A 24,967-nucleotide genomic window follows, 5' to 3' on the forward strand; every position below is an offset into this window, starting at 1 on the left:
TTCACTCAGTACCGACGGTCTTCGATCGCTCCTGTCGACCCGTTGTAGGTGATGTAGCCGTACTGGAAGTCACTGCGGTAACCGGTCGGCGTCCTGTATTCACCACTGATGGGGAAGCCGAGATACGACGTCTGCCAGCCGAGATCCCGCCAGCGCAGCCGGATCATTCCCTTGACCTCCCAGGCGACGCTCGTTCCCGCGCGCCAGTAGATCGAATGGTCGAATCCGCCCTGTCGGAAGTGGTTGTACTTGCCGGTGTTGCCCGGCGTCCACGTCTCGTCGGTGATGGGATAGCCGACTCCGTTCTCCCAGCCGATCGCCGACCAACGCGCGCGGATCAACCCGTGGACTTCGTAGGCCCCTGTCGACGGCGTCCAATAGATCGAGCCGGCCTGGCTGAAGTGGTTGTATTTGCCCACACCGTCCGGAGTCCCGCTCTCGTCTGTGGTGGGATAACCGAAGTACCTTTCCCAGCCGAGTGCTCGCCACTTGTTCCTGATCTCGCCCTTGATGTAGTGCGCTCCGGTCGCGGCCGTCCAGTAGATCGACGAACCGGCGAAGTGGTTGTACCGGCCGGTCCCGTCCGGTGTCGTCGCTTGATCGGTGGTCGGGGGACCGAGCAGACCGCCCTCCGCTCCGGTCTCGAGCCATTTGTCGCGGATGGGGCCATAGATAGCCGCCGCGCCGAAGCCTGGTTCCCAGTAGATCGTCCCGGCACCGGTCGCAGGGCCGCCCTCGAACTGGCTGAAGCGACCGTGGATCGTTTTACCCGCGGCTTCGTCCGTGGTCGGGACTCCAAGGAAGGCATGCGCGCCAAGCGCGACGTACTTTTCGTGGATCGCGCCGGAAACGGCGGTCACGCCGGTCCGCGGTGTCCAGTAGAGACGGCCATTGGCGTAAGGACGCCAGTGAACACCGGCTTCGATGACCTCGATCCCCGTTGCGGGACCCAGCTTCGCCCGTAGGCCGGCGTCTTCGGCGTAGCGCTTCTCGATGGGCGACTGGTAGTCGGCTCGTACCTGCATCCCGCCCATCGGCACCAGGAACTGCCGCTGCGGCGAGGGATCGTGGTTGTCCCCCCATTCCGTGAACCGCGCTCCGTCGAATGCCTCGGACGGCGCGGTGATCGAGACCAGGGAACCGACGGTTACCAGCCTGTCGAGGGCTTGGCCCTGCCCTCTACCCACGTCGAGCCGGGCTTCATTCGTCGCGCTGATCGAGACCCTGGCCTGTCGCGGCAGAGCGACGTACCGCGCCCTGTTCACGACACCGCGGCTGTTGGACACCGAGGCGGTGAAGACGACCTTGCCATCGTTGTCGTCCGGGTAATGCAGCCAGAAGCTCGGCCCCGAACCGGTGCGCAGCACGCTGGTCGTGCAGCTGTCCTGATTCGGGCAGACCACCCTTTCCGCGGTCCAGTTCACGGTGAGTGGTCCTTCGACGGGATCGCTCGCCTCCGCCGTCAACGTGATCGGTTCCCTCGCAGGGAAGCGCACGTCCAGTCCCGGTGAGGACATGATGACCGTCGGGCCGTAGCTGTTGGGGGTGACGGACTGGGTAGTGGTCGTCGCCGTCCCGTGGATGTCCCTCGTGGTCAGGGTGACGGTCACCTTCTCGGCCGCGGGGGCGTAGACGTGGGGCACTATGCGTCCGGTCCCGGTACTACCGTCGCCGAAGTCCCATTCGTAGGCGATGTCGTCGAAATCCGGATCCATCGAAGTGCTCGCGTCGAACCAAACCGTGCGGCCACCGGGGGAGTAGGAGGCGTCGAACGACGCCGTCGGAGCCTTGTTGGCCGGACGGTAGCTCAACCGCCGTAGGGTCGAGGTGCTCGCGTCCGCCACCACGATGTCCCCGTTGGGCGCGGTCGCGAGGGCGGCGGGGTTGCCGATCCCTGATGCGAGCACCGCGGGCTGATCGACCACCTTGCCGGCGCTGTCGAACCTCAGCGTCGACAGGGTGCCTGCGCCTTTGTCCGCCACGAAATGCCGTGCACGGTAGGACTCCGGGTACGACGTACCGGCGTAGAAGACCCCACCGAGAATGTCGCCGTTCGTCTGGCGTGCCGTTTCCGTCAGCGGCGCGGTGTTCAGCACGTTGCCGCACTCGGCCAGGTCGCGGTAACCGGGTGCCTTGCCGGTTCCTTCCCAGCAGGGCCATTTCAGGTTCTGGCCGGGCAGGGCGATGTTCACCTCGTCCCGGGTAGCCCATCCGTTGTCCGTGACGACGATTCCGCCACGCTGGTCGAGTGTGATCCGCGGATCCCGGAGCCCGCTGAGATAGTTGCGGCTGCGCCACGAATCCGGCGCTGCCATGTCGTAGAAGGGATTGCTCACGACACCGACGCCGTTGGGGGTGACCCGCAGAATCTTCCCGGTCGGCTGGCCCGGGTCCAGAGCGCGCAGCGCGAACTTGTCCACGGTGTCCTTGGTGGCGGTTCCGGGTGCCTGGTCGGCAGCGTTGTCGCCGACAGCGATCCAGAGCACTCCGCCCGACGGATCGACGGCGAGATCCTGGATGCCCCGGCTGTCGGAGTTCGCGGGGATCTGAAGTACCAGTCTTTCGTCGGTGAGCCCGGTCGGCGCGTCCGTTCCCTGCACTTGCCATTGGCTGACGCGGAAGGCCCGGTCGCCGCCGTTCGACAGTGCTCGTGCGGTGTAGATCGTTCGGCTGGTGGCGAAATCCGGGGCCACCGCGATACTCGTCAAACCGAGTGAACCCCCGGTGTGGACCGGGATCGACGCGATTTCACTCGGCTGTCCGCCCTTCGGCGTCCAGCGTACGGAGCCGTGCCTGCCAGTCGTGAGGACGCCGCCGTCAGGCAGATAGGCCACGTCGGTGAGGTCACCGGCCGGTTGCCCGGTCGGTATGTCGGTCAAGACGAACCCGGCGGGCACTTCCGGCGCTGCCGCGGCGACAGGTGCCGTGACGACTGTGACGCCGAGAGCGGTCAAGATCGCCGTCGCGGCGGCGATGGATCTTCGAGAGCGCATCGGACCTGCTTTCTTCGGAGGAAGAGAGCTCCAGAAGGCCTCGGATCGCGCGTGTGTCAGGACGACGATGTGCCGCGGCCATGACATGACTCAACGCGACGATCAAGACACCCGGATCCCCCCCAAGGACGATGATCAAGGGGAACGCGATTGGGCTCAAACCACCTTGTCATCGGCCATTCGCAGGCCGAACTTGGCTTCGCCGGAAAGAGTCCGTCGCGGCCCGAAGCGCCGCCAGCATCCCCGGATCCGTCACCGCGTGCCCCGCAGCTTCAACGAGTTCCAGCTTCGAGTCCGGCCAAGCCCGGTGCAGTTCGTAGGCGGTCGCCGGCGGGCACACCGCGTCGTACCGCCCCTGCACGATCACGCCGGGAATCCCCGACAGCTTCCCGGCCTCACGGATCAACTGCCCTTCCTCAAGCCACGCCCCATGACAGAAGTAGTGCAGCGCCAGCCGGGCGAACGTGACCGCGAACTCCGGTGACGCGTACTGGTTGTGGAAGGCGGGATCCGGGCGCAGGCAGACGATCGCGCCTTCCCAGGTGCTCCAGGCGATGGCCGCACGTTCCCGGATCGCCCGCTCGGGGTGATAGACGAGCTCGCGGTAGGCCGAGAGCGGGTCGTCGCGGCGGTCTTCGGGGATCGGCGCGAGGAAGTCTTCCCACTCGCGGGGGAAGAGGTTCGCGGCGCCACCGTTGTAGATCCAGTCGAGTTCGCCGCGGCGGACGGTGAACACGCCGCGCAGGATGATCTCGCTGACGCGGCTCGGGTGGGTTTCGGCATAGGCGAGGGCGAGGGTCGCGCCCCACGAGCCGCCGAAGAGCTGCCACTGTTCGAGATTCAGCCGTTCGCGCAGCTTTTCCATGTCCGCGACGAGGTGCCAGAGGGTGTTGGCCGACAGGTCGACGTCCGGCGTGCCGATATGCGGAGTGCTGCGGCCGGCGCCGCGCTGGTCGAACAGGATGATCCGGTAGGCCTCGGGGTCGAAATGCCGCCTGGCCATGGGGGAGATGCCGCTGCCGGGGCCTCCGTGCAGCACGACCACGGGTTTGCCGTCCGGGTTCCCGGCTTCCTGGCAGTAGATCCGGTGCCCGTCGCCGACGTCGAGCATGCCCTCGGCGCGCACGTGGATCGGCGGGTACAGGTCATCCATAAGAACACTCTGCCCGAATCGGCGAGTGTCCGAAGGGTGGGGGCCCGCCCCCGCCGCCGGGCTGAGCGGGCCCCCGGTCTTCGGTCGCGTCAGCAGCCCGCCGTGGCGGCCACGTTCGCGAATCCCTTCCCGGCGCCGGTCACCTTGTTGCTCGCGCAGACCTTGTTTCCCGTCGCGGCCTTCACGAGGTAGAAGCCGTACGCGTAGCTGGACTGCACGTCCGCGGTGTTGCCGGAGAAGGTATTGCCGCGGCCCCAGCCGTCGAGCTGGACATGGACCTCGAAGCCGCCGTAGGTCGCGTCGTGCACGAAGACCTTGCTGCCCCGGTTGTCCGCGACCACGTAGTTGTTGCCCTTCATGTCCACCCAGCTGTCGGCGAAGTGCTCGCCGCTCTGCCCGGTCCCGTCGAAGACGTTGCCGCGCAGTTCGCCGCCGGTGGTGCCTTCCTTGATGTCGATCGACTCGGCTCGCACGTTCGGGCCGATCTTGTTGTTCAGCGCCTTGTTCCGGTCGCTCCGGTCGGGCGTGCCGCCGGGCCAGTTGCCCTTCGCGGAACCGAAGTAGATGCCTTCGCCGTAGCCCGCGTACTCACGGCCGGTGTCGGTCACCTCTGAGTTCTTCACGACGTTGTCGGTGCTCGTGTACTGGAAGTGGATGCCCTCGTGGCCCACTCCGGCGACCTTGATGCCGTCGACGACGGTGTTCTTGACTCCTGTCGCCATCAGGCCCTTCTGACCACCGGTGAGGGTGAAGCCGGTCAGATTCCAGTAGCTGCCGGTCAGTTCGAGCGTGCGCCCGGCCGAGGCCTTGATGATCGCGCTTCGTGGACCTTTCAGCGTGATGCGGCTGCTGGACGTGCCGCTCTTCGCCGCCTTGAAGTTGCCCGTGAACGTCGTGTCGGCCGCGAGTTCGATGACGGTGCCTGGAGTGACCGAAGCGAGCGCCGCCGTGAGCTGCTCCGAAGTCCCTACGCGGACCGTCGCGGCCTGTGCCGGGTACGCCGCCAGCGTCGACAGCAGGGCCGCACCGGCCACAACGGCCAGAACCCGCTCACGAACACGCATCCGTGGTCCTCCTCGTCGAGGGATCGAAACTCGGTCGTGGCGGCGACGGGCTAGACGTTAAGCCTCTTTACGAATGTGAGTCAAGGACATGATTGAAGTTCATATACGTGAACAACTAAAGGAGGGTGATCAGGCAGGGCCCACCCGAAAAGAGAGCAAGGGACCTTTGCTACCGCGCTCCCTGGCGAGGGTGTGTGGAAATAGGGACGTTGAGTGTCCCTGTTTCCACACACCCTGTACTCCGCGTAGCGGTGCTGACGGACTGCGTGGATTTTGGGGCGTCAGATGACCAGAATCCACACGGTCACCACAGTGCGGAGAGCAAGGGACCTTTGCTACCACGCTCTCGGTCAGGAGTGGTAGCAAAGGTCCCTTGCTCTCTTTTCGCAGGTCAGAGGCGGGTCAGTCGTGGAAAGAGTGCTCCGGAGCCGGGAATTCGCCCCGCCGGACGTCCTCCGCGAACGCGGACGCGGCCCCGGCCAGCACGCCGGCGAGGTCGGCGTACTTCTTCACGAAGCGAGGGGTCTTGCCGCGCCGCAGCCCGGCCATGTCCTGCCAGACGAGTACCTGCGCGTCGCAGTCCGGCCCGGCGCCGATGCCGACGGTCGGGATCTTCAGCTCGTGCGTGATCCGCTTCGCGGCTTCGGCGGGCACCATCTCCATGACGACCGCGAAGGCGCCGGCCTCCTCCAGAGCGAGCGCGTCGGCGAGCAGCGCTTCGGCCGCTTCGCCGCGCCCCTGGACGCGGTAGCCGCCCAGATTGTGTTCACTCTGCGGTGTGAACCCGATATGTCCCATCACGGGGACACCGGCCGACGTCAGCGCCTCGACGTGCGGAGCGAATTTCCGTCCGCCTTCGAGTTTCACCGCGTGCGCGCGGCCTTCCTTCATGAAGCGCACGGACGTCTCCAGCGCCTGTTGCGGGGAAAGCTGATACGAACCGAACGGCAGATCGGCCACGACCAGGGCCCGCTTCACCGATCGGGTGACCGCGCGGACCAAGGGAAGCAGCTCGTCCACGGTCACTGGGAGCGAAGTGTCATAGCCGAAGACGTTGTTCGCCGCGGAATCGCCGACGAGCAGCACGGGAATGCCCACTTCGTCGAACAGCGCGGCGGTGTACATGTCGTAGGCGGTGAGCATCGGCCAGGCTTCGCCGCGCTCCTTCATGTCGCGAAGGTGATGTACGCGGACCTTCTTCCCAGATGTGGCCTGGGGCGCCGCGCCGGTCCCGTACGGAGCGGTGAGCTCGCCGGAATCCTTTTCGGTGGCAGACATCCTTGTCGACCGTCCTTCCCTCGAGGCCTCGAAGAGGTCCCCGGGTCGTGGAGCTGAACAAGACAAAGCGTGACATGGCCGGATACCGCTCCCAAGGCCCTGCGACCAGCTTCACACGGCGGCGTCACGCCCGCGGATGAGGAAATTCAGACCAGAGGATGATGATCGTTGACAACCACACAGGGTTGTGTGACGTCAAGTAAGTACAGCTGTCGATCTCCTGTGTGTACCGCGAAGGACCAGAATGGCAAACCCAGTGGGCCGAGTCGCGCCGTGGAAGGCGAGGGCGGGCGGGATCGTCGCCACCCTCGTGCAGCTCGCGGCCGTGTTCTCGGTGATCCTTCTGCTCGCCGGCGGCGTGAAGGGGCCGGTGCTCAGGACGGGTGACATCGCCTTCTCGGCCTTGAGCATCCCGACGAACGCGAGCCTCGTGATCGTCTTGCTGCTCGTCGTCCTCGGCGCCGCGCTCCGCCGCCGCAAACGCGCGGCCCTCTACACGCTCCTGTTGTTCCAGGTCGGCGGCCTGGCGGTGACGCTGGCCTTCCAAGCCGCCCTGCTTTGGTGGCCCGAACTGCTGAAATTGGGCCCGTGGCAGGTCCGGCACATCCCGCACCAGGTGTGGGTGCTGGCCATCGCCGACCTGATCTCGATCGGGATGATCGCGTTCCTCTGGATCCTGCGGCCCGCGTTCCCCGCCCGGCTCGCGCCCGGAGCCTGGCGCGACGGTTTGACGGTGCTCTTCGGCGGCCTGGCCGCGGTCATTCTCGTCGGCTGGGGCTTGAGCGAAGCCTTCCCCGGCCGCCTCGCCGACACTTGGGCGCGGTTCGCCTGGGTCGTCAACCACACGACCGGGGAGAACATCCAGCTGCGCCGGGTCGGGATCGGCGAAGGACCCGCGTGGCTCGACCTCGTTCTCGACCTCAGCGCGACGGCCGTCGCGACGGCCGCGCTGTACACGCTCTTCCGCGGGGTGCGTAGCCGTCGCTTGAGGACGGACGAGGAAGAACTGCGCGTACGCCGTCTTCTGGCCGAACACGGCGAAGACGACTCTCTCGGCTATTTCGCCACCAGGCGCGAGAAGAGCGTCGTCTTCTCGCCGAACGGCCGCGCCGCCGTGGCCTACCGCGTGCTCGCGGGCACCAGCGTCGCCAGCGCGGATCCCATCGGCGATCCCGACGCCTGGCCCGACGCGGTCCGCGCCTGGCTGAACGAGGCACGCACCTACGGCTGGACGCCCGGCGTGCTCGGCGCGAGCGAACGCGGCGCGAAGGTCTACGCCGACGCGGGTCTGCGCGCGCTGGAAATCGGCGACGAAGCCGTCCTCGACGTCCGCGACTTCAGCCTCGCCGGGCCGGAACGTCGCTCGGTCCGGCAAGCGGTCAAACGGATCGAAAGGGCTGGATACAGCACGAAAGTCCGGCGACACAGCGAAATCCCGGCCGACGAAATGGCCGGGCTGTTGCTGCACGCGCAGCAGTGGCGCGGCGCGGAGACCGAGCGCGGGTTCTCGATGGCGCTCGGCAGGCTCGGTGATCCGAGCGACGGCCGCAGCGTGATGGTGGAGGCGTACGACGCCAAGGGCGAGCTTCGCGGCATGCTGTCGTTCGTGCCGTGGGGCCGCCGCGGCCTGTCGCTCGATCTGATGCGGCGCGACCGCGACGCCGAGAACGGGCTCAACGAGTACATGGTCGCCGAGGTCGTCGCAGCGAGTTCTCACCTTGGTGCGCAACGGATTTCGCTGAACTTCGCGATGTTCCGCGCGGTCTTCTCCGAGGGGGAGCGGATCGGCGCGGGCCCGGTGCTGCGCGCCTGGCGCGGCGTGCTCAGCATGGCGTCACGGTTCTTCCAGCTGGAATCGCTTTACCGGTCCAACGCCAAGTACGGGCCCGACTGGGAGCCGCGTTTCCTGTGCTATTCCTCGGCTCGACGGTTGCCGCGGGTCGGTATCGTCGCCGGCGCGCTCGAAGGCTTCGTCCCGACAGGACGATCGTCTCGGGCGCTGAAACTGGAGACGGTCACCGAGGAATTCGTCGCCGAAGTCCACCGCATCGAAGCGAACGCGGCCACCCCCGCGCCGAAACAGGTGCGACGCCCCGACCAGGTCCGGGTGCGGATGGCGAAGCTGGACCGCTTGCGGGAAGCCGGGATCGACCCTTACCCGGTCGGTTTCGCCCGGGAGGATCTGCTCGGCGATGTCGTCTCGAAGTTCGGTGATCTGAGCCCGGACACCCACACCGGTCATCGGGTCCGCGTCGCCGGCAGGGTGCTCGCGATGCGCAACCTCGGTGGGCTCTGTTTCGCGCGGGTCAAGGATTTCAGCGGCGAGATCCAGCTGATGCTCGACGCCTCCGTGCTCGACCTCGGCGGCTGGCGGCGAGGCATCGACCTCGGTGACCATGTCGGCGTGAGCGGGCAGGTCGTGACGTCGCGACGCGGTGAGCTTTCCGTGCTCGTCGACGAATGGACCGTGACGGCGAAGAGTCTGCATCCGTTGCCGGACAAGCGAAAAGGCCTCACCGACCCGGAGACGCGGGTGCGGCAGCGGTACCTGGACCTCGCGGTGAACCCGGACTCGACGGCGATGCTGCGGATGCGCTCGACCGTTGTGCGCGCGGTGCGGGAACGGCTGCATCAGGGCGACTACCTCGAAGTCGAGACGCCGATGCTGCAGACCGTACACGGCGGCGCCAACGCGCGCCCGTTCATCACGCATATCAACGCCTACGACATGCGGATGTATCTGCGGATCGCGCCCGAGCTCTACCTGAAGCGGCTTTGCGTGGCGGGCGTCGAGCGCGTTTTCGAACTGAACCGGAACTTCCGCAACGAGGGTGTCGACGCGACGCACAACCCCGAATTCACCATGCTGGAGGCGTATCAGGCGTATGCCGACTACAACACCATGCGGACCTTGACGCGCGAACTCGTGCAGTGCGCCGCGGAGGCCGCGTACGGCGCGCAGGTTGTTCGCCGTCCGGGGCCGGACGGGAAGGTCGTCGAGTACGACATTTCCGGTGACTGGCCGGTGATCCCGGTCCACGAAGCCGTCTCGGCCGCGCTCGGGGAGAAGGTCGACGCGAGCACCTCCGTCGCCGAACTCCAGCGGCTGTGCCGCGCGGCCGGGGTGCCGGTGAACGAGGACGCCGGGCACGGCGACCTCGTGCTGAAGGCACACGAGCACCTGGTCGAAGGCGCGACGGTGCTGCCGACCTTCTACACCGACTACCCGACCGACGTCTCGCCGCTGACCCGGCAACATCGCGTGGACCCGCGGCTGGCCGAGCGCTGGGACCTGATCGCGTTCGGCTCCGAGGTCGGCACGGCGTACACCGAGCTGACCGACCCGCTCGAGCAACGACGGCGGCTGGAGGCCCAGTCGCTGCGCGCCGCGAGCGGGGACGTCGAGGCGATGGAGCTGGACGAGGACTTCCTGCTCGCGCTCGAACACGGCATGCCGCCGACCGGTGGGCTCGGCATCGGCGTCGACCGGCTGCTGATGATGCTGACCGGGGCGTCGATCCGGCAGACGGTGCTGTTCCCGTTCGTGCGTCCGCAGGGGTAGTGGGTAGCAGGGGACCTTTGCTACCACTTCTCTCAATATCGAGACAAGTGGTAGCAAAGGTCCCTTGCTCCCCGCCGGGCCGAATCGCCCCAGGAAGCCGGTGCCGGGTGTCATGATCCCCTTCCAACGGAAGGAGCCACCATGGCTGGAAACGTTCCCCCGGTCGCCGACGAGCGCGAAGGACTCCTCGCGTACCTCGAGGAGCAGCGCCACGTCCTGCGCATCGCCGCGCACGGCCTCACCGAAGAACAGGCAAGAGCCGTCCCGACCAGAAGCTCGCTGAGCGTCGGCGGCCTGATCAAACACACCGCGCTCACCGAAGACGGCTGGATCGACATCCTTCTCCAGAAGCCCTCGAAGCCGATGGACGAGGCCATGAAGGAGTACGAAGCCGGCTACGTGATGGCTGACGGCGAGACACTCGAAGACGTCTTCGCGCGTTACGACGAAGTCGCCCGCCGCACCTCGGACGTCATCGCGGGCATCGCCGATCTCGGCCAGCCGGTTCCGGTGCCGAAGGGCGTGCCTTGGTATCCGCAGGACATCGACGCGTGGTCGGTCCGCTGGGTGCTGCTCCATCTCATCGAGGAGACCGCGCGGCACGCCGGGCACGCCGACATCATTCGCGAGCACATCGACGGCGCGACGGCGATCCCGTTGATGGCCGCCGCGGAAGGCTGGCCGGAGACGCCGTGGCTCAAGCCCTGGTCGCCAGGTCAGAGCGACTAGAGGCTCACAGCGATCAGAACAAGGTCGGTTCGTCCGCCAAAGCGCCTTCGATGACCAGCATCCGGCGCTTGGTGGCGACCCCTCCGCGCGCGGAGAAGCCGCCGTCCTTGCCGCCGGCGGCCAGCACGCGATGGCACGGCACGATGATCGGGACCGGGTTCCGGCCCATCGCCTGCCCCACGGCCTGCGCGCCGCCGGGCATGCCGAGGATGTTCGCTATGTCGCCGTAGGTCAGCGTCTTGCCCGCGGGGATCGTGCGGATGAATTCGTACACGCGGTGGTGGAAGTCCGGTACTCCTTCGTAGTCGAGTTCGACGCCGGTGAGATCCGTGCGCTTGCCGTCCATCAACGAGACGATCCCGTCGATCGCGCGCTGGATTTTCTCCGGCGGGGTGGATTCGGTCGCCTGGGGAAGGCGCGCGGTCAGTCGCGCCCTCGTCTTCTCTTCACTGCCCTCGGGGAGCTGGACCGCGACGACCCCGCGTTCGCTCCACGCGATGCCGCAGTCGCCGATCGCGGTGCCGAACACGGAGTAGCCCGGTGCCGTCATGAGCCCAGGGTACGAGAGCGGTCCGACAGTTTCGGATCGATCGCCAGGCCGCGGTGCCGCCGGAGCCGTCGCTGCGGTAGGAGTATGGCCATGAGCGACCTCGTGCTTGACCATCTCGTCTACGCCGGGCCGGACCTCGAAGAGGCCGTCGAGCGCGTCGCCGAGCTGACCGGCGTCACGCCGGTACGCGGCGGAAGGCATGTCGGTTTCGGTACGGCCAACTACCTGGCCGACCTGGGCGCCGGTGCTTACCTCGAGGTGGTCGGTCCCGACCCGGATCAGCCCGAGCACATCGGGCCGCGCCCGTTCGGCATCGACGAGCTGACAGCTCCCGCCCTGATCACCTGGGCGGCGCGTGTGGACGGTATCGACGAGGCGATCGCTGAGGCACGCCAACGCGGTTACGACCCGGGCGAAGCGTCCGAGATGTCACGAACCACCGACGACGGCGAACTGCTGACCTGGCGCCTCACCGGTGCGGGCGGCCTCGACGGGCTCGCGCCCTTCCTCATCGACTGGGGGAGCACCCCGCATCCGACGACGCGGGGTCTCCCGTCGATCCCGCTGCTCATGGTCACCGGCGTCCACCCCGAGCCGGCCGCGGTCGAAGCCGCGGTCCGCGCGCTCGGGATGGACATGCTCGTCCGGCGTGACACGAAGCCCGGCCTGGTGGCCGTGCTGACGAACTCAGCCGGGAAGCAGGTCGCGCTGAGCTGAGCGGGTCACGACGGTGCCCTCCCGCCAGCCGTTGGTCATCGGCAGCCGCCGGTCCCGCCCGAACGCCTTGAACGTGATCTTGGTGCCCGGCGGGTACTGGCGGCGCTTGTATTCGGCCTTGTCGACCATCCGCACCACCCGGTCGATGGTCTCCGGTTCGAAGCCCGCGTCGACCAGGTCGACGTAGCCGCGGTCGCCCTCGATGTAGTCGTCGAGGATGTCGTCGAGCATCAGGTAGTCGGGCAGCGAGTCGCTGTCCAGCTGGCCCGGACGCAACTCCGCCGACGGAGGTTTGGTGATCGAGTTCTCCGGGATCGGCGGGGTTTCGCCGTTCTTCTCGGCTTCCTTGTTGCGCCACTTGGCCAAATGCCAGACGTGCGTCTTGAACAGGTCCTTGATCGGCGCGAAGGCCCCGACGGCGTCGCCGTAGATCGTCGAGTAGCCGACGGCGAGTTCGGTCTTGTTGCCGGTGGCCAGCACCAGGTGACCTTCCTGGTTGGACAACGCCATCAACAGCATGCCGCGGACACGGGCCTGGATGTTCTCCTCGGCGAGACCGGTCAGCCGAAGCTGCTCGACGTAGACCTTGACCATGTCCGCGATCGGTTCGACGCGGTAGTGCGCGCCGATCCGGCGGGCGAGGTCTTCGGCGTCGCCCTTCGAGTGCTCCGAGGAGTACTCCGAAGGCATCGAAACGCCGTAGACGTTGTCGCCGCCCAGTGCGTCGGCGGCCAGCGCCGCCACGACCGCCGAGTCGATGCCGCCCGAGAACCCGAAGGTCACCGACGAGAAGCCGTTCTTGTGCACGTAGTCGCGCAGACCGACGACGAGCGCGTGCCACACCTCGGCTTCGTCCGACAGCGGCTCGCTGATCGCGGACTCGGTGCTCGGGGTGTACGCCGGGACCGGGTCTTCGCCGAGCACGCGGCGCTTGACCCGCAGGCCTTCGAATTCGCCTTCGGCGGTGTGACCGCCGGCGACGAGGTCCGTGTCGACGACGAGCAGGTGCTCGACGAACTGCGGCGCGCGCGCCAGCAGCCGGCCGTCTGCGCCGACCACGATCGAGTCGCCGTCGAAGACGAGGTCGTCCTGGCCGCCGATCTGGTTCGTGTACACCAGCGGCGCCCCGGCCTCGGCCGCGCGGCGGGCGATGAGCGGCAGGCGGATGTCGTCCTTCGCCCGCTCGTAGGGCGAAGCGTTGGGCGCGACCACGAGGTCGACCCCGGCCTTGCCCAGCGCGGAGATCGGGCCGCCGTCCTGCCAGACGTCCTCGCAGATCACCATGCCGACGTCGACGCCGTGGAAGCGGACGACCTCGAGCTCCTGGCCCGGCTTGAACCAGCGGTGCTCGTCGAAGACGCCGTAGTTGGGCAGGTGGTGCTTGAACTGGCGAGCGACCACTTCACCGCGGTACAGCGCGGCGGCCGCGTCGCGCGGGCCGGTCTCGTCCAGGTCGAGGTAGCCGATGTAGGTGAGCACCTCGCCACAGCCGGCGTCTTCGAGCCGCTTGGCGAGCGCTTCGACCATCTGCTTCGAGGCGGAGGCGAAGGTCGGGCGGAGTGAGAGGTCCTCGACGGGGTAACCGGTGAGGGACATCTCCGGGAAGACGACGATGTGGGCGCCTGCTTCGGCGGCCTTGCGAGTCCACTCGACGGTGAGCTCGGCGTTGCCTTCGAGGTCGCCGACGGTGGTGTTGACCTGGGCCAGTGCGATGCGCAGTTGCGGCATGCCGACATTCTCACCCACCGGCGTCCGCGGGGACGACCGGATGTGCCGAATCGCCCACCCGGGTGCGGCCGTCGCGAAAAGAGAGCGGGGGACCTTTGCTACCACTCGCCGAAAGAGAGTGGTAGCAAAGGTCCCCCGCTCCCCGCGCGCTACTTGCGCTTGATCATGCTCCGAACCTTCTTGATGGTCTGCTCGAAGTCGGAGTCGAACGGGTTGTCGTGCACCAGGTACGTCCACGTCGTGTTCGCCCGCCGCACCCCCGCGTCACCGAGGTCGATCCCGTTGTCGGTGATCTCGGCCTCCTCGAGCGTCTTCGCCGCCCGCTCGGCCGCCTCCGGGATGATCTTGTGGAACTCGGGGATCGCCGCGCGGTGGAACTCGTCGATCGGCGTCTCCCGCGCCAGCGCCCGCAGGTGGATGCTCTCCCGCACGTCGGTCAGGAACGCCAGGTGGTCCGACCACAGCTGATCGATGTGGAACAGCAGCACCTCGCGGCACAGCTGCTCGACGCGGGCCTCGTCGTCGACCTTCTCCGAAAGTTCCTTGAACTTCTCCGGGTGCGCCTTCTCCAGCACCTCCGCCGCGTGCGCCGTCCGCAGCACCTTGTCCCGGTGCTCCAGCAGCTCGCCGCGCTGCCGCTCGATCAGCCGCGTGTAGCGCCACGTGTTCCGGTGGATCTCCAGGTCGACACCCTCGGCGACACGCTGCGCGTGGTTGATCTGCCGCAACGCCGCCGGGTCGACGATCTCGCCGCTGCCCACGTCCGAGCTGATGCCCTCGGGGATGTCCGGCGCGTTCGACAGCACGAGTTCGTCGTTCAGGCTGGCGAAGAACACCGCGCTGCCCGGGTCGCCCTGCCGTCCGGACCGGCCGCGCAGCTGGCCGTCCAGCCTGCTCGACGGGTACCGGGCGGTGCCGATCACGTGCAGGCCGCCCAGCTCGACGACCTCGTCGCGGCCGTCACCGTCCTTGCCGCCCAGCCGGATGTCGGTGCCTCGACCGGCCATCTGCGTCGAAACGGTGACCGCGCCCTTCTTGCCGGCGTCGGCGATGATCGCGGCTTCCTCGGCGTCGTTGCGCGCGTTGAGCACGACGCATTCGAGGTCGACCTTCGCCAGCTTCTCGGCCAGCTCTTCGGATTCGGCGACGTCCTGGGTGCCGACGAGGATCGGCCGCCCGGTCTCGTGCACCCGCCGGATCTCCTCCTCGATCGCGCGCAGCTTCTGCGACGGCGACCCGAAGATCCGGTCTTCCTGGTCTTCACGGATGTTCGGCGTGTTCGGCGGGATGACCGCGACCTCGAGCTTGTAGAACTCGCGCAACTGCTCGGCGACCGCGACCGCGGTACCGGTCATGCCCGCGACCTCGGGGTAGCGCGCGAGCAGCGCCTGCACGGTGATCGAGTCGAGGATCTCGCCCCGGTCGGTCGCCTTGACCTGCTCCTTCGCCTCGACGGCGGCCTGGAGCCCGTCCGGCCAGCGCTGAAGCTCGGCGACGCGGCCGCGCGCGGCGTTGATCAGCTGCACCTTGCCGTCGCGCACGAGGTAGTCGACGTCGCGGGTGAGCAGCGCGTGCGCGTGCAGCGCCACGTTCACCGCGGGCAGCCGGTCCGAGCCCGTCTCGTCGTAAAGGTTGATGTCGTCGCCGAGGGCCTTCTCGACCACCGAAGCGCCGGCCTTGGTCAGCCAGGCGTTGCGGCCGTCGGCGTCGGTCTCGTAGTGGAGCCCGAGCCGCAGGCGGCGGACGATGTTCGCGACCTCTTCGTCGGCGTCGGTGTGGTCGATCGATCCGGCCATCACCAGCGGCACGCGGGCCTCGTCGACCAGCACGGAGTCCGCCTCGTCGACGATCGCCACCTCGGGCTCGCGCTGGACGAGGTCCTCTTCGCGGGTCACCAGGCGGTCGCGCAGCACGTCGAAGCCGATCTCGCTGACGGCGCCGTACGTGACCTCCTTCGCGTACGCCTCGCGGCGCTCGTCGCCGGAGTGCGCGGGCTCGACCCAGCCGACGGAGACACCGAGCAGGGCGTAGATCGGGCCCATCCACTCCGCGTCACGACGGGCGAGGTAGTCGTTCACCGTGACGACGTGGACGTGCTTCCCGCGTAGGGCGTACCCGGCGCCGGCCAGCGCACCCGCCAGCGTCTTGCCCTCACCGGTCTCCATCTGCACGATATGCCCGCTGAGCAGGCCCATCGTGCCCAGCAACTGGACATCGAAGGCACGCTCGCCGAGCGCCCGCCGCGCGGCCTCGCGACCGAGCGCGCAGACCTCGATCAGCTGGTCGTTGCCGAAGGAAGCGGCGTCCCGAAGCTTGCCGGCCCGCTCTGTCAGCTCCTCGTCGGAAAGCTTCTCCAACTCGGGCTCGAGCTTCTCGATGGCCGGCAGCAGCGCTTCGTAGCGGGTCAGCTCGACGCTGCCCGGCCGCTGGATGATCCGGCGCAGCTTCTTGCTCACCCGGCTGATCAGTGCTGCCACCCCTGTGCTCCCGTCTGTTCTTCTGCCGTCCGCACCCGTACCACCAACGCAGTGGTGGTGCGGCCGAGTTCCACGGCCGATGGCACGATCCAACCGTGTCCACTCATGTCAGCGCCAGGTCCCGTGCCCGCCGATTCGCCGCGATCACGCTGTCCGGCCTGCTCGCGGTCACCGTCGCCGCGTGCTCGTCGGGAGAGGGTAGAACCCAGCCGCCGCCTCCGGCCACCGAATCGCACGCTCCGACCGGACCGGTGCCCGCCGGACTCGAAAAGTTCTACGGACAGAGCCTGACCTGGGCCGACTGTGCACCCTACGCGACATCCGATGACGCGAAAGCGGCGTTTCGGGTGAAGGACGCACAGTGCGCCAGGCTCACCGTCCCGCTCGACTACGCGAAGCCCGAAGGCGACTCGATCACGCTCGGCCTGCTGCGCCGGAAGGCGCTGGATACCGACGAAAGGATTGGGGCGCTCGTGGTCAACCCCGGCGGCCCAGGCGCCTCCGGGATGCAGGCCGCGGCCGGTCTCGCCTCCCGGACGGCGACGAACGAGCTGGGCAAGCGCTTCGACATGGTCGGTTTCGACCCGCGCGGCATCGGCGCGAGCCAGCCGCAGGTCCGCTGCCTGACCGACGCCGAACGCGACGCGGACCGCGCGGACGACAGCGAGACCGACGGATCACCCGAGGGAGTGAAAAAGCAGGAGACCGAGTCCCAGGACTTCGCGGCGAAGTGTGCCGAGCGGACCGAACACGGCGCCGCGATGCTCGCCAACCTGGGTACGCGTGACGTCGTCAAGGACATGGACATCCTGCGTTCGGTCCTCGGCGAGCCGAAGCTGAGCTACCTCGGCTACTCCTACGGGACGCGGATCGGGTCCGCCTACGCCGAGGCGTTCCCGGCGAACGTCCGCGCGCTGGTGCTCGACGGGGCCGTCGACCCGGAGCAGGACGCCGTGGAGTCGCTGGTCGCGCAGGGACAGGGCTTCGGCAAGGCGTTCGGGGAGTTCTCGAACTGGTGCGCCGCGCGTGAGGACTGCGCATTGGGACGTGACGCCGCCGGCGCGACGAAGGCGTTCCAGGACCTGGTGCGGCCCCTGATCGACTTCCCGGTGCCGGTCGGCGACGGCCGGAAACTGTCGTACGAGGACGCGACGACGGGCGTGATACAGGCCCTCTACCAGGAAGATCTCTGGGAACCGCTGAACACCGCGCTCAACGACCTGAAGCGTCAGCGCGGCGGGGGCCTGGAGAAACTGGCCGACCTCTACAACGAGCGCGGTGCCGACGGCCGCTACGGGACGACGCAGGACGCCTTCGTCGCGATACGCTGCGTCGACGACCCCAGGGTCACCGATCCGGCGAAGATCCTCGACGCGCAGAAGCGGTACGCGCAGGCGGCGCCGTTCCTCGACGACGGCAGGCCGGACGGAGCCGCGCGCGACTCCTGCGCCTTCTGGCCGGTGCCGAACACCTCGGAGCCGCATCAGCCGAACGTCGAGGGCCTGCCGAAGACGCTGGTCATCTCGACGACGAACGACCCGGCGACCCCGTATCAGGCGGGCGTCAACCTCGCGAAAGCGATCAAGGGAGCTTTGCTCACGTTCGAGGGAAACCAGCACACGGTGTTCCTCCAGGGCGTCTCGTGTGTCGACCAGATCGGTATCGACTACCTGGTGAACGGTGCCCTGCCGGACGAGGGCACGCGCTGCGCCGCCAAATAACGAGTTCGGCGCGAAGGGCCTTGAGCGGCCGGGACGCTGCGAAGATCGCGAGATGAGCCTTCGCCGCGTCCCGGCCGTGCTCGTTGTCGCCGTGCTGGTCGCCTCCTGCACGACGCAGCAGCCACAGCCCGCGCCGACGGCGTCGCCGACCACCACGGCGTCACCTACTCCGGACCCGAAGGCGCTCGAGAAGTTCACCGAGCAGAAACTGGCGTGGGGCGCGTGCGCGTCCCTCACGGACAAGGCGTTCGACTGCGCGAAGCTCACCGTGCCGCTCGACTACCTGAAGCCGGACGGCGAGACGATCTCCATCGGCGTCCTCCGGCACAAGACGAAGAACTCCGGCAAGCGGATCGGTTCCCTCGTGCTCAATCCGGGCGGCCCCGGTGGCTCGGGCGTCTCGGCCGCGGCGCGGATCGCGAAGTCCCGGCCCGCGGCCGCGCTGGCCGAGCGCTTCGACATCGTCGGATTCGATCCGCGTGGGGTCGGGACCAGCGAGCCGAAGCTCGTCTGCCTCACCGACGCCGAACGCGACGCGGACCGCGCGGAAGATTCGGAAAGCGACTCGACACCCGCCGGGGTCGCGAAGCAACTCGCCGACGCCAGGGCGTACGCCGCGAAGTGCGCCGAGCGCACGAAGCACGGTGAAGAGCTTCTCGCCAACATCGGGACCAGGGACGTAGTCCGCGATCTCGACGTCCTCCGCTCGGCCCTGGGCGACGAGAAGCTCACCTACCTGGGGTTTTCGTACGGCACGCAGATCGGGACCGCCTACGCCGAGGCCTACCCGGACAAGGTGCGGGCGCTGCTCCTCGACGGCGCGGTCGATCCCGAACTCGATACCGCCGAATCGCTGGTCACGCAGATGGCGGGCTTCCAGAACACGTTCACCGAATTCGGCAAGTGGTGCGCCGCTCGCGCGGACTGCGCGCTCGGCCGTGACGCGGGAGCGATGACGAAGGCGTTCCAGGACCTGGTCCAGCCGCTGATCACCGCCCCGGTACCCGCGGGGCCCCGCAAGCTCTCGTTCGAGGACGCCATCACCGGCACCAGTGCCGCGCTGTACTCGCAGGACGCGTGGAAATTCCTCAACGACGGGTTCGCCGAGCTCAAGCGGGGAAGTGGCAAGACGCTGGTCGCGCTGGCCGACAACTACTACGGCCGCGAATCCGATGGCCGGTACACCGGCATCCTCGACGTGTACTTCGCCGTTCGTTGCGTCGACAGCACGCGGATCGCCGACAGGCGCGTCATCGACGACGCTCACCAGCGGATGCTTCAGGGCGCGCCGTTCCTGACCGGCGGCACCCCGGACATGAGCGAGCTGGACATCTGCTCGGTGTGGCCGGTACCCGCCACGTCGGAGGTGCACAAACCGGACGTCGGCGGCCTGCCGCGGCCCGTGATCATCTCGACCACCGACGACCCGGCTACTCCGTACGCGTCCGGCGTGAACCTGGCGCGTGATCTCAAGGGAGCTTTGCTCACGTTCGAGGGCGCGCAGCACACCGTCTTCCTCGACGGCAACGAGTGCGTCGACAGTGCCGGCCGTGCCTACCTGATCGATGGCGACCTACCCGCGCCCGACACCCGCTGCTCCTAGCGGGGGAGCAAGGGACCTTTGCTACCACCGACCCCGCTGACCAGGCATTTCCCGCGAAAAGCGAGCAAGGGACCTTTGCTACCGCCCGGCCCCGACGACCACCGCGTTATGCCTGGTCAACGCCAGTTCCAACATCACCGCGAACTCCTCCGGCCTCGTCGGCGGCACCTGCAACCACACCCGCACCAGCCGCCGCGGCTCGTCCCGCGAAATCCACAGCTTCACGAACACGTCCGACTTGATCTCCGGCACCACCCCGCCGATCACCGCGGCCGACACCTTCGCGGCGATCCGGAACGACTCGGTGTCCTGCACCCGCTCCCACCGCTCGCCCCGCAACTCGGTCGCCCCGGTCAACAGCCGCCGAAGCCCGCCTTCAGGCCCGAGCATCGCTTCGGGCGTGTACGGCGCCGAAGCCGGCAACACCTGCTTCCCGTCAGGCCCGCTGAGCGTGACCTCCGAGCCCGACAGCCGGTACTCGACCTTCCTCCGCCCGGAGTCGTCTTGCAGATCGGCCTTCCCGATCGCGCCGCCGTCGAGGCTGACCTCGCCGTCGAGCCCGCGCACCGGCAACCCGGTGACGACCCCGTTCACCCCGAGCGTGAACCGCACGCTGCGCAACGAGACGAGGGAGTCGGCCGCCGCGCTCACGTAGTCCTGGGCAGGCGGCAGCGGGGGAGACCCCGCGCAGCCGCCGATGAGCCCGAGCGTGAGCAGCAGCGCCGGCACGAGGTGACGGCAGCGCATGGGCAGAGCCTATGGCCATGGCCCGAATCTTGCGCACAGTGTCCTTCCGGCCGCTTTCGCCGGGCGCCGCCGCCGATGACGCTGTACCCGTGCAAACCGAGACCCGTCTTCACCGCGCGTGGTTCGTCGCCGCCGCCGCGTTCATCGCCCTGCTCGCCGCCGCCGGTTTCCGCGCGGCCCCAGGCGTGCTCATCGACCCGCTTCACAACGAGTTCGGCTGGTCGCGCGCGACGATCGCTTCGGCCGTCTCCGTGAACCTCGTCCTCTACGGACTCTTCTCGCCCTTCGCGGCGGCTCTCATGGAGCGCTTCGGCATGCGACGCGTCGCCTCGACGGCGTTGTTCGTCGTCGCGATCGGCGCGGGCGGCACGGTGTTCATGAACGCGAGCTGGCAGCTCATCCTCTGCTGGGGCGTGCTGGTCGGCGTCGGCACCGGCTCGATGGCGATGAGTTTCGCCGCCACCGTCGCCGCCCGCTGGTTCGTCCGCAGCCGCGGCGTCGTCACCGGCGTCCTCACCGCGGCGGGCGCCACCGGCCAGCTGATCTTCCTGCCGATCGTGGCGAACCTCGCCGTCGACGAGGGCTGGCGGACGGCGTCGCTCGTCATCGCCATCGCCGCGCTGGCCGTCGTCCCCGTCGTCCTTCTGGTGGTCCGCGATCACCCATCCGACGTCGGAACGACCGCTTACGGCGCGGAGCCAGGCGAAGTCGCTCCCGTCGCCCGCACGGGTGGTTCCGCCCGCCGCGCCCTGTCGGTCCTGGGCTCGGCAGCCCGCACGAGGACGTTCTGGCTGCTCGCCGTCGGCTTCGCGATCTGTGGCGCTACGACGAACGGCCTGGTCAGCACGCACTTCGTGCCCGCGGCGCACGACCACGGCATGCCGCAGACGACCGCCGCCGGCCTGCTCGCCCTCGTCGGCATCTTCGACGTCGTCGGCACGATCGCCTCGGGGTGGCTCACCGACCGCGTCGATCCGCGAATCCTGCTCGGCGTCTACTACGCCCTTCGCGGCGTTTCGCTCGCCCTGCTCCCACAGCTGCTGAGCGGAACGGTGGAACCGAGCATGTGGGCCTTCATCATCTTCTACGGCCTCGACTGGGTGGCGACGGTTCCGCCCACCGTCGCGCTCTGTGTCCGGCAATACGGCGCCGCCGGGCCGATCGTCTTCGGCTGGGTCTTCGCGAGCCATCAGCTCGGTGCCGGTCTCGCGGCCTTCGGTGCAGGCGCGATCCGCGATTCCTCGGGCAGCTACGCGCTCGCTTGGTACATCGCCGCGAGCCTCGCCGTGATCGCTTCGGTCGCTTCGCTGTCGATCACCAAGGCGGCCAAGCCCGAGCCGGTCCTCGTGGGGTGAACCACCACTTCCGGTCGATCGGCGCGTCGCGAAACATGTCGTTAACACGTTCTCGTTAGGGTGCGGCCATGGATCGCCAGCAGGAGTTCGTGCTCCGTACCTTGGAAGAGCGCGACATCCGTTTCGTCAGGCTCTGGTTCACGGATGTGCTGGGGTTTCTCAAGTCCGTCGCGGTGGCGCCCGCCGAGCTCGAGGGTGCCTTCAGCGAGGGCATCGGCTTCGACGGATCGGCCATCGAAGGATTCGCGCGCGTCTACGAGTCCGACATGGTCGCGAAGCCCGATCCGGCCACGTTCCAGGTCCTGCCGTGGGAGACGCCTGACGGCGGCCCGTACTCGGCGCGCATGTTCTGCGACATCGCGATGCCGGACGGCTCCCCGTCCTGGGCGGACCCCCGGCACGTCCTCCGCAGGCAGCTCTCGAAGGCGGGCGAAGCGGGCTTCACCTGCTACGTCCACCCCGAAATCGAGTTCTTCCTGCTCTCCAACCTGCCGGACGACGGCAGCGAGCCCGAGCCGGCGGACAACGGCGGCTACTTCGATCAGGCCAGCCACGCGACCGCGACGCACTTCCGCCGCCACGCCATCGAGACACTCGAGGCGATGGGGATCTCGGTCGAGTTCAGCCACCACGAGGGCGCGCCCGGTCAGCAGGAGATCGACCTCCGGTACGCCGACGCGCTGACCATGGCCGACAACGTGATGACCTTCCGCTACGTCGTCAAGGAGGTCGCGCTCACTCAGGGCGTCCGCGCGACCTTCATGCCGAAACCGTTCACCGACCAGCCGGGTTCCGGCATGCATACCCACGTGAGCCTGTTCGAGGGCGATCGCAACGCCTTCTACGACGCGGAAGACCCGTACGAGTTGTCCGCGACGGGCAAGGCCTTCGTGGCGGGGTTGCTGCACCACGCGAAGGAGATCTCGGCCGTCACCAACCAGTGGGTGAACTCCTACAAGCGGCTGATCAGCGGCAGCGAGGCCCCGACGACCGTTTCGTGGGGCCGCGCCAACCGCTCCGCGCTGGTCAGGGTGCCGATGTACTCGCCGGGCAAGGCGTCGTCACGCCGCGTGGAGATCCGCACGCTCGACTCCGCGTGCAACCCCTATCTGGCGTACTCGGTCATCCTGGCTGCCGGTCTCAAGGGCATCGAGAAGGGCTATGAGCTCCCGCCGCCCGCCGAGGACAACATCTGGCAGCTGTCGGACGCCGAGCGCCGCGCGGCCGGATATGCCCAGCTCCCGCAGAACCTCGGGGAGGCGCTGGCGGAGATGGAAAAATCGGAACTTCTGCCCGAAGCGCTCGGAGAGCACGTTTACGACTTCTTCCTGCGCAACAAACGTGTTGAATGGGATAACTACCGCAGCGCGGTGACCCCGTACGAGCTGCGGACCCTGCTTCCGGTTCTCTAGACGAAGGAGACCTGATGGTGCGGCGGCCAGTGTTCGGAGTTCTGACGGCGCTGGTCGCCGCGACCATCGTGGCAAGCGCCGCACCAGCGGCGTCGGCCGCCGGAAAACCACTCGATCTCGACGCCGCCGACATCCCCGCGCTCCAGGCCCGGATGTCCTCCGGACGCCTGACCGCCGTCGGCCTGACCTCGGCTTATCTCGACCGCATCCACAAGATCGACCGGAAGGTGAACGCGGTCATCGCGGTCAACCCGGCCGCGATCGCGCAGGCCGCGGAGAGCGACGTCAGGCGCCGTGCCGGCAAGACGCGCGGACCGCTGGACGGCATCCCGGTCCTCGTGAAGGACAACGTCGACATCCGCTCCCAGCAGACGACGGCGGGGTCGCGCGCACTGCGCAGCAAGCCCGCGAAGGACGCGACCCTGATCCGCCGTCTGCGCGACGCGGGCGCGGTCGTCCTCGGCAAGGCGAACCTGTCGGAATGGGCGAACTTCCGCGCCGCCAAACCCACTTCCGGGTGGTCGGGCGCCGGTGGGCAGACGAACAACCCGTACGTGCTCGACCGCAACCCGTGTGGGTCGTCCGCCGGATCCGCCGCGGGTGTCGCCGCTTCACTCGCCCAGGTGGCGATCGGCAGTGAGACCGACGGCTCGATCGTCTGCCCGGCGGGGATGACCGCGACAGTGGGACACAAACCGAGCCTCGGCCTGGTCAGCCGCACCGGCGTGGTGCCGATCTCGGCCGAACAGGACACCGCCGGCCCGATGGCCAGGCACGTCGTCGACGTCGCGCTGACGCTGTCCGCGCTCCAGGGCCGCGACCCGAGCGACCCCGCCACCGGCACGTACCCGCCGAACCAGCCGACCGACTACGCCGCGCACCTCCGGCCCGGCGTGCTGAAGGGCTCCCGGATCGGGCTCTGGCGCCTGCCGGTCCTCGGGCCGGACGTCGAAGCCGTGATGACGAAGTCCAAGAACTCGCTGGTCAAGGCCGGAGCAGAGGTCGTCGAGGTGACGCCGCCGTACCAGGCGAGGCTCGGCGAGTTGGAGTTCCCGGCCCTGCTCACCGAGTTCCACCGCGACATCGATCGCTACCTGGCCACGCGCCCCGAAGGCCCGCGCGACCTCGCCGCGCTGATCGCCTACAACCGGTCCGACCCGCTGGAGCAGACCTGCTTCGCCGGGCAGGAACTCTTCGAACAGGCACTCGTCGCGCCCAGCCCGTCCGACCCCACCTACCAGGCCAACCGCCGCGAGCTCACCGAGCTGGCGAAACGCTCGATCGACGAGACCCTCGCGAAGTACCGCCTCGACGCCATCGCCGCGCCCACCAACCCGCCCGCCTGGAAGACCGACTGCAAGACCGGCGACAACGACGTGATCCCGTCGTCGACGCCGGCCGCGGTCTCGGGCTACCCCGCGGTGACCGTGCCCGCCGGTTTCGTCGGCGAGCTCCCGGTCGGGGTTTCGTTCATGGCGGGGCAGTGGGCCGACGCCCGGGTGCTCGCCTACGCGGCCGACTTCGAACGCGTCGTCCCCGCCCGCGAACCGCCTCGCTACCTGAAGACCGTCGGATGACGGGGGTCTATACCGGCTGACCTGCGGCGATGTCGTTAAGTGACCCCCCTGTTTTCGGGGGGTTCCGGGGCATGTAATCTTCTCTTCGTCGCCAGGAACACCGGGCCGCCGGGGCCGAAAGCCCCGAGGCAAGGAACCAGGGCCGAGCGGGTTGACACCGCGAACCGGACCAGGTAACGTTCAGCGTCGGCCCACGAGCGGCCGCCGACCCCCTACGACTAAGACCGTAGGTTTCGGCATGCTCGACCAAAAGCTTGTGAATATCGCTTTGAAACAAAGCGTGTTGCTTGAGAACTCAACA

The 24,967-nt window shown here is 68.1% G+C and carries 16 protein-coding genes; 8 read left to right on the plus strand and 8 right to left on the minus strand.

From position 1 onward, the window contains the following. Nucleotides 1-5 precede the first annotated feature (5 nt). The 4 genes from AVR91_RS37970 to panB all read right to left on the minus strand — a co-directional run bounded on the left by AVR91_RS37970 (nt 6) and on the right by panB (nt 6,488). Complete coding sequence (locus tag AVR91_RS37970) at nt 6-2,993, minus strand: PQQ-dependent sugar dehydrogenase (protein WP_063276158.1); 2,988 nt, start codon at nt 2,991-2,993, stop codon at nt 6-8. A gap of 169 nt (nt 2,994-3,162) precedes the next feature. Further along, complete coding sequence (gene pip, locus AVR91_RS37975; RefSeq protein WP_063276159.1) at nt 3,163-4,146, minus strand: prolyl aminopeptidase; 984 nt, start codon at nt 4,144-4,146, stop codon at nt 3,163-3,165. An 89-nt stretch (nt 4,147-4,235) separates the two neighbouring features. Then, the gene (locus tag AVR91_RS37980) at nt 4,236-5,210 is read right to left on the minus strand and encodes a right-handed parallel beta-helix repeat-containing protein (protein ID WP_063276160.1); all 975 of its coding nucleotides are present in this window, start codon (nt 5,208-5,210) and stop codon (nt 4,236-4,238) included. A gap of 402 nt (nt 5,211-5,612) precedes the next feature. Then, nucleotides 5,613-6,488 (minus strand): 3-methyl-2-oxobutanoate hydroxymethyltransferase, encoded by an 876-nt coding sequence (gene panB, locus AVR91_RS37985; RefSeq protein WP_063276161.1) that lies wholly within the window; start codon nt 6,486-6,488, stop codon nt 5,613-5,615. A gap of 244 nt (nt 6,489-6,732) precedes the next feature. On the opposite strand from panB, the gene lysX reads away from it, so the two are divergent. Together lysX and AVR91_RS37995 are read left to right on the plus strand one after the other, a co-directional pair. After that, nucleotides 6,733-10,050, plus strand: a complete 3,318-nt coding sequence (lysX, locus tag AVR91_RS37990) for a bifunctional lysylphosphatidylglycerol synthetase/lysine--tRNA ligase LysX (RefSeq protein WP_063276162.1) — start codon at nt 6,733-6,735, stop codon at nt 10,048-10,050. Between the two features lie 141 nt (nt 10,051-10,191). Continuing rightward, nucleotides 10,192-10,779, plus strand: a complete 588-nt coding sequence (locus AVR91_RS37995) for a DinB family protein (protein WP_063276163.1) — start codon at nt 10,192-10,194, stop codon at nt 10,777-10,779. A 13-nt stretch (nt 10,780-10,792) separates the two neighbouring features. On the opposite strand, the gene AVR91_RS38000 is transcribed toward AVR91_RS37995, so the two are convergent. Further along, entirely contained in the window at nt 10,793-11,329 is a 537-nt protein-coding gene (locus AVR91_RS38000; RefSeq protein ID WP_063276164.1) for a methylated-DNA--[protein]-cysteine S-methyltransferase, read from the minus strand. A gap of 90 nt (nt 11,330-11,419) precedes the next feature. On the opposite strand from AVR91_RS38000, the gene AVR91_RS38005 reads away from it, so the two are divergent. After that, on the plus strand, nt 11,420-12,046 hold the full coding sequence (locus AVR91_RS38005) for a VOC family protein (protein ID WP_016331606.1): 627 nt from the start codon (nt 11,420-11,422) through the stop codon (nt 12,044-12,046). Here AVR91_RS38005 and AVR91_RS38010 read toward each other — a convergent pair. Together AVR91_RS38010 and secA2 are read right to left on the minus strand one after the other, a co-directional pair. Further along, entirely contained in the window at nt 12,017-13,774 is a 1,758-nt protein-coding gene (locus tag AVR91_RS38010; protein ID WP_063276173.1) for an NAD+ synthase, read from the minus strand. The genes AVR91_RS38005 and AVR91_RS38010 overlap by 30 nt on opposite strands. A 149-nt stretch (nt 13,775-13,923) precedes the next feature. After that, the gene (gene secA2 / locus AVR91_RS38015; RefSeq protein ID WP_063276165.1) at nt 13,924-16,251 is read right to left on the minus strand and encodes an accessory Sec system translocase SecA2; all 2,328 of its coding nucleotides are present in this window, start codon (nt 16,249-16,251) and stop codon (nt 13,924-13,926) included. Nucleotides 16,252-16,400: 149 nt separating this feature from the next. Between secA2 and AVR91_RS38020 the strand changes: the two genes are divergently transcribed. Together AVR91_RS38020 and AVR91_RS38025 are read left to right on the plus strand one after the other, a co-directional pair. Next, nucleotides 16,401-17,972 carry an alpha/beta hydrolase gene (locus AVR91_RS38020; protein ID WP_211282817.1) on the plus strand — a complete coding sequence of 524 codons (1,572 nt, stop codon included), beginning with the start codon at nt 16,401-16,403 and terminating at the stop codon, nt 17,970-17,972. A gap of 52 nt (nt 17,973-18,024) precedes the next feature. Next, the gene (locus AVR91_RS38025) at nt 18,025-19,575 is read left to right on the plus strand and encodes an alpha/beta hydrolase (protein WP_083737909.1); all 1,551 of its coding nucleotides are present in this window, start codon (nt 18,025-18,027) and stop codon (nt 19,573-19,575) included. Between the two features lie 78 nt (nt 19,576-19,653). Here AVR91_RS38025 and AVR91_RS38030 read toward each other — a convergent pair whose 3' ends face one another. After that, on the minus strand, nt 19,654-20,322 hold the full coding sequence (locus AVR91_RS38030) for an LppX_LprAFG lipoprotein (protein WP_063276166.1): 669 nt from the start codon (nt 20,320-20,322) through the stop codon (nt 19,654-19,656). Between the two features lie 89 nt (nt 20,323-20,411). Here AVR91_RS38030 and AVR91_RS38035 point away from each other — a divergent pair, with 89 nt between their 5' ends. The 3 genes from AVR91_RS38035 (at nt 20,412) to AVR91_RS38045 (ending at nt 24,666) form a co-directional block, all read left to right on the plus strand. Next, nucleotides 20,412-21,677, plus strand: a complete 1,266-nt coding sequence (locus AVR91_RS38035) for an MFS transporter (protein WP_063276176.1) — start codon at nt 20,412-20,414, stop codon at nt 21,675-21,677. A gap of 68 nt (nt 21,678-21,745) precedes the next feature. Further along, a complete protein-coding gene (glnA, locus tag AVR91_RS38040; RefSeq protein ID WP_016331613.1) occupies nt 21,746-23,089 on the plus strand; it encodes a type I glutamate--ammonia ligase in 1,344 nt (447 codons plus the stop codon). A 14-nt stretch (nt 23,090-23,103) separates the two neighbouring features. Further along, complete coding sequence (locus AVR91_RS38045; protein WP_063276167.1) at nt 23,104-24,666, plus strand: amidase; 1,563 nt, start codon at nt 23,104-23,106, stop codon at nt 24,664-24,666. The last annotated feature ends 301 nt before the right edge of the window (nt 24,667-24,967 follow it).

Origin of the sequence: Amycolatopsis keratiniphila subsp. keratiniphila (assembly GCF_001620365.2) — a bacterium.
Classification (GTDB): Bacteria; Actinomycetota; Actinomycetes; order Mycobacteriales; family Pseudonocardiaceae; genus Amycolatopsis; species Amycolatopsis keratiniphila.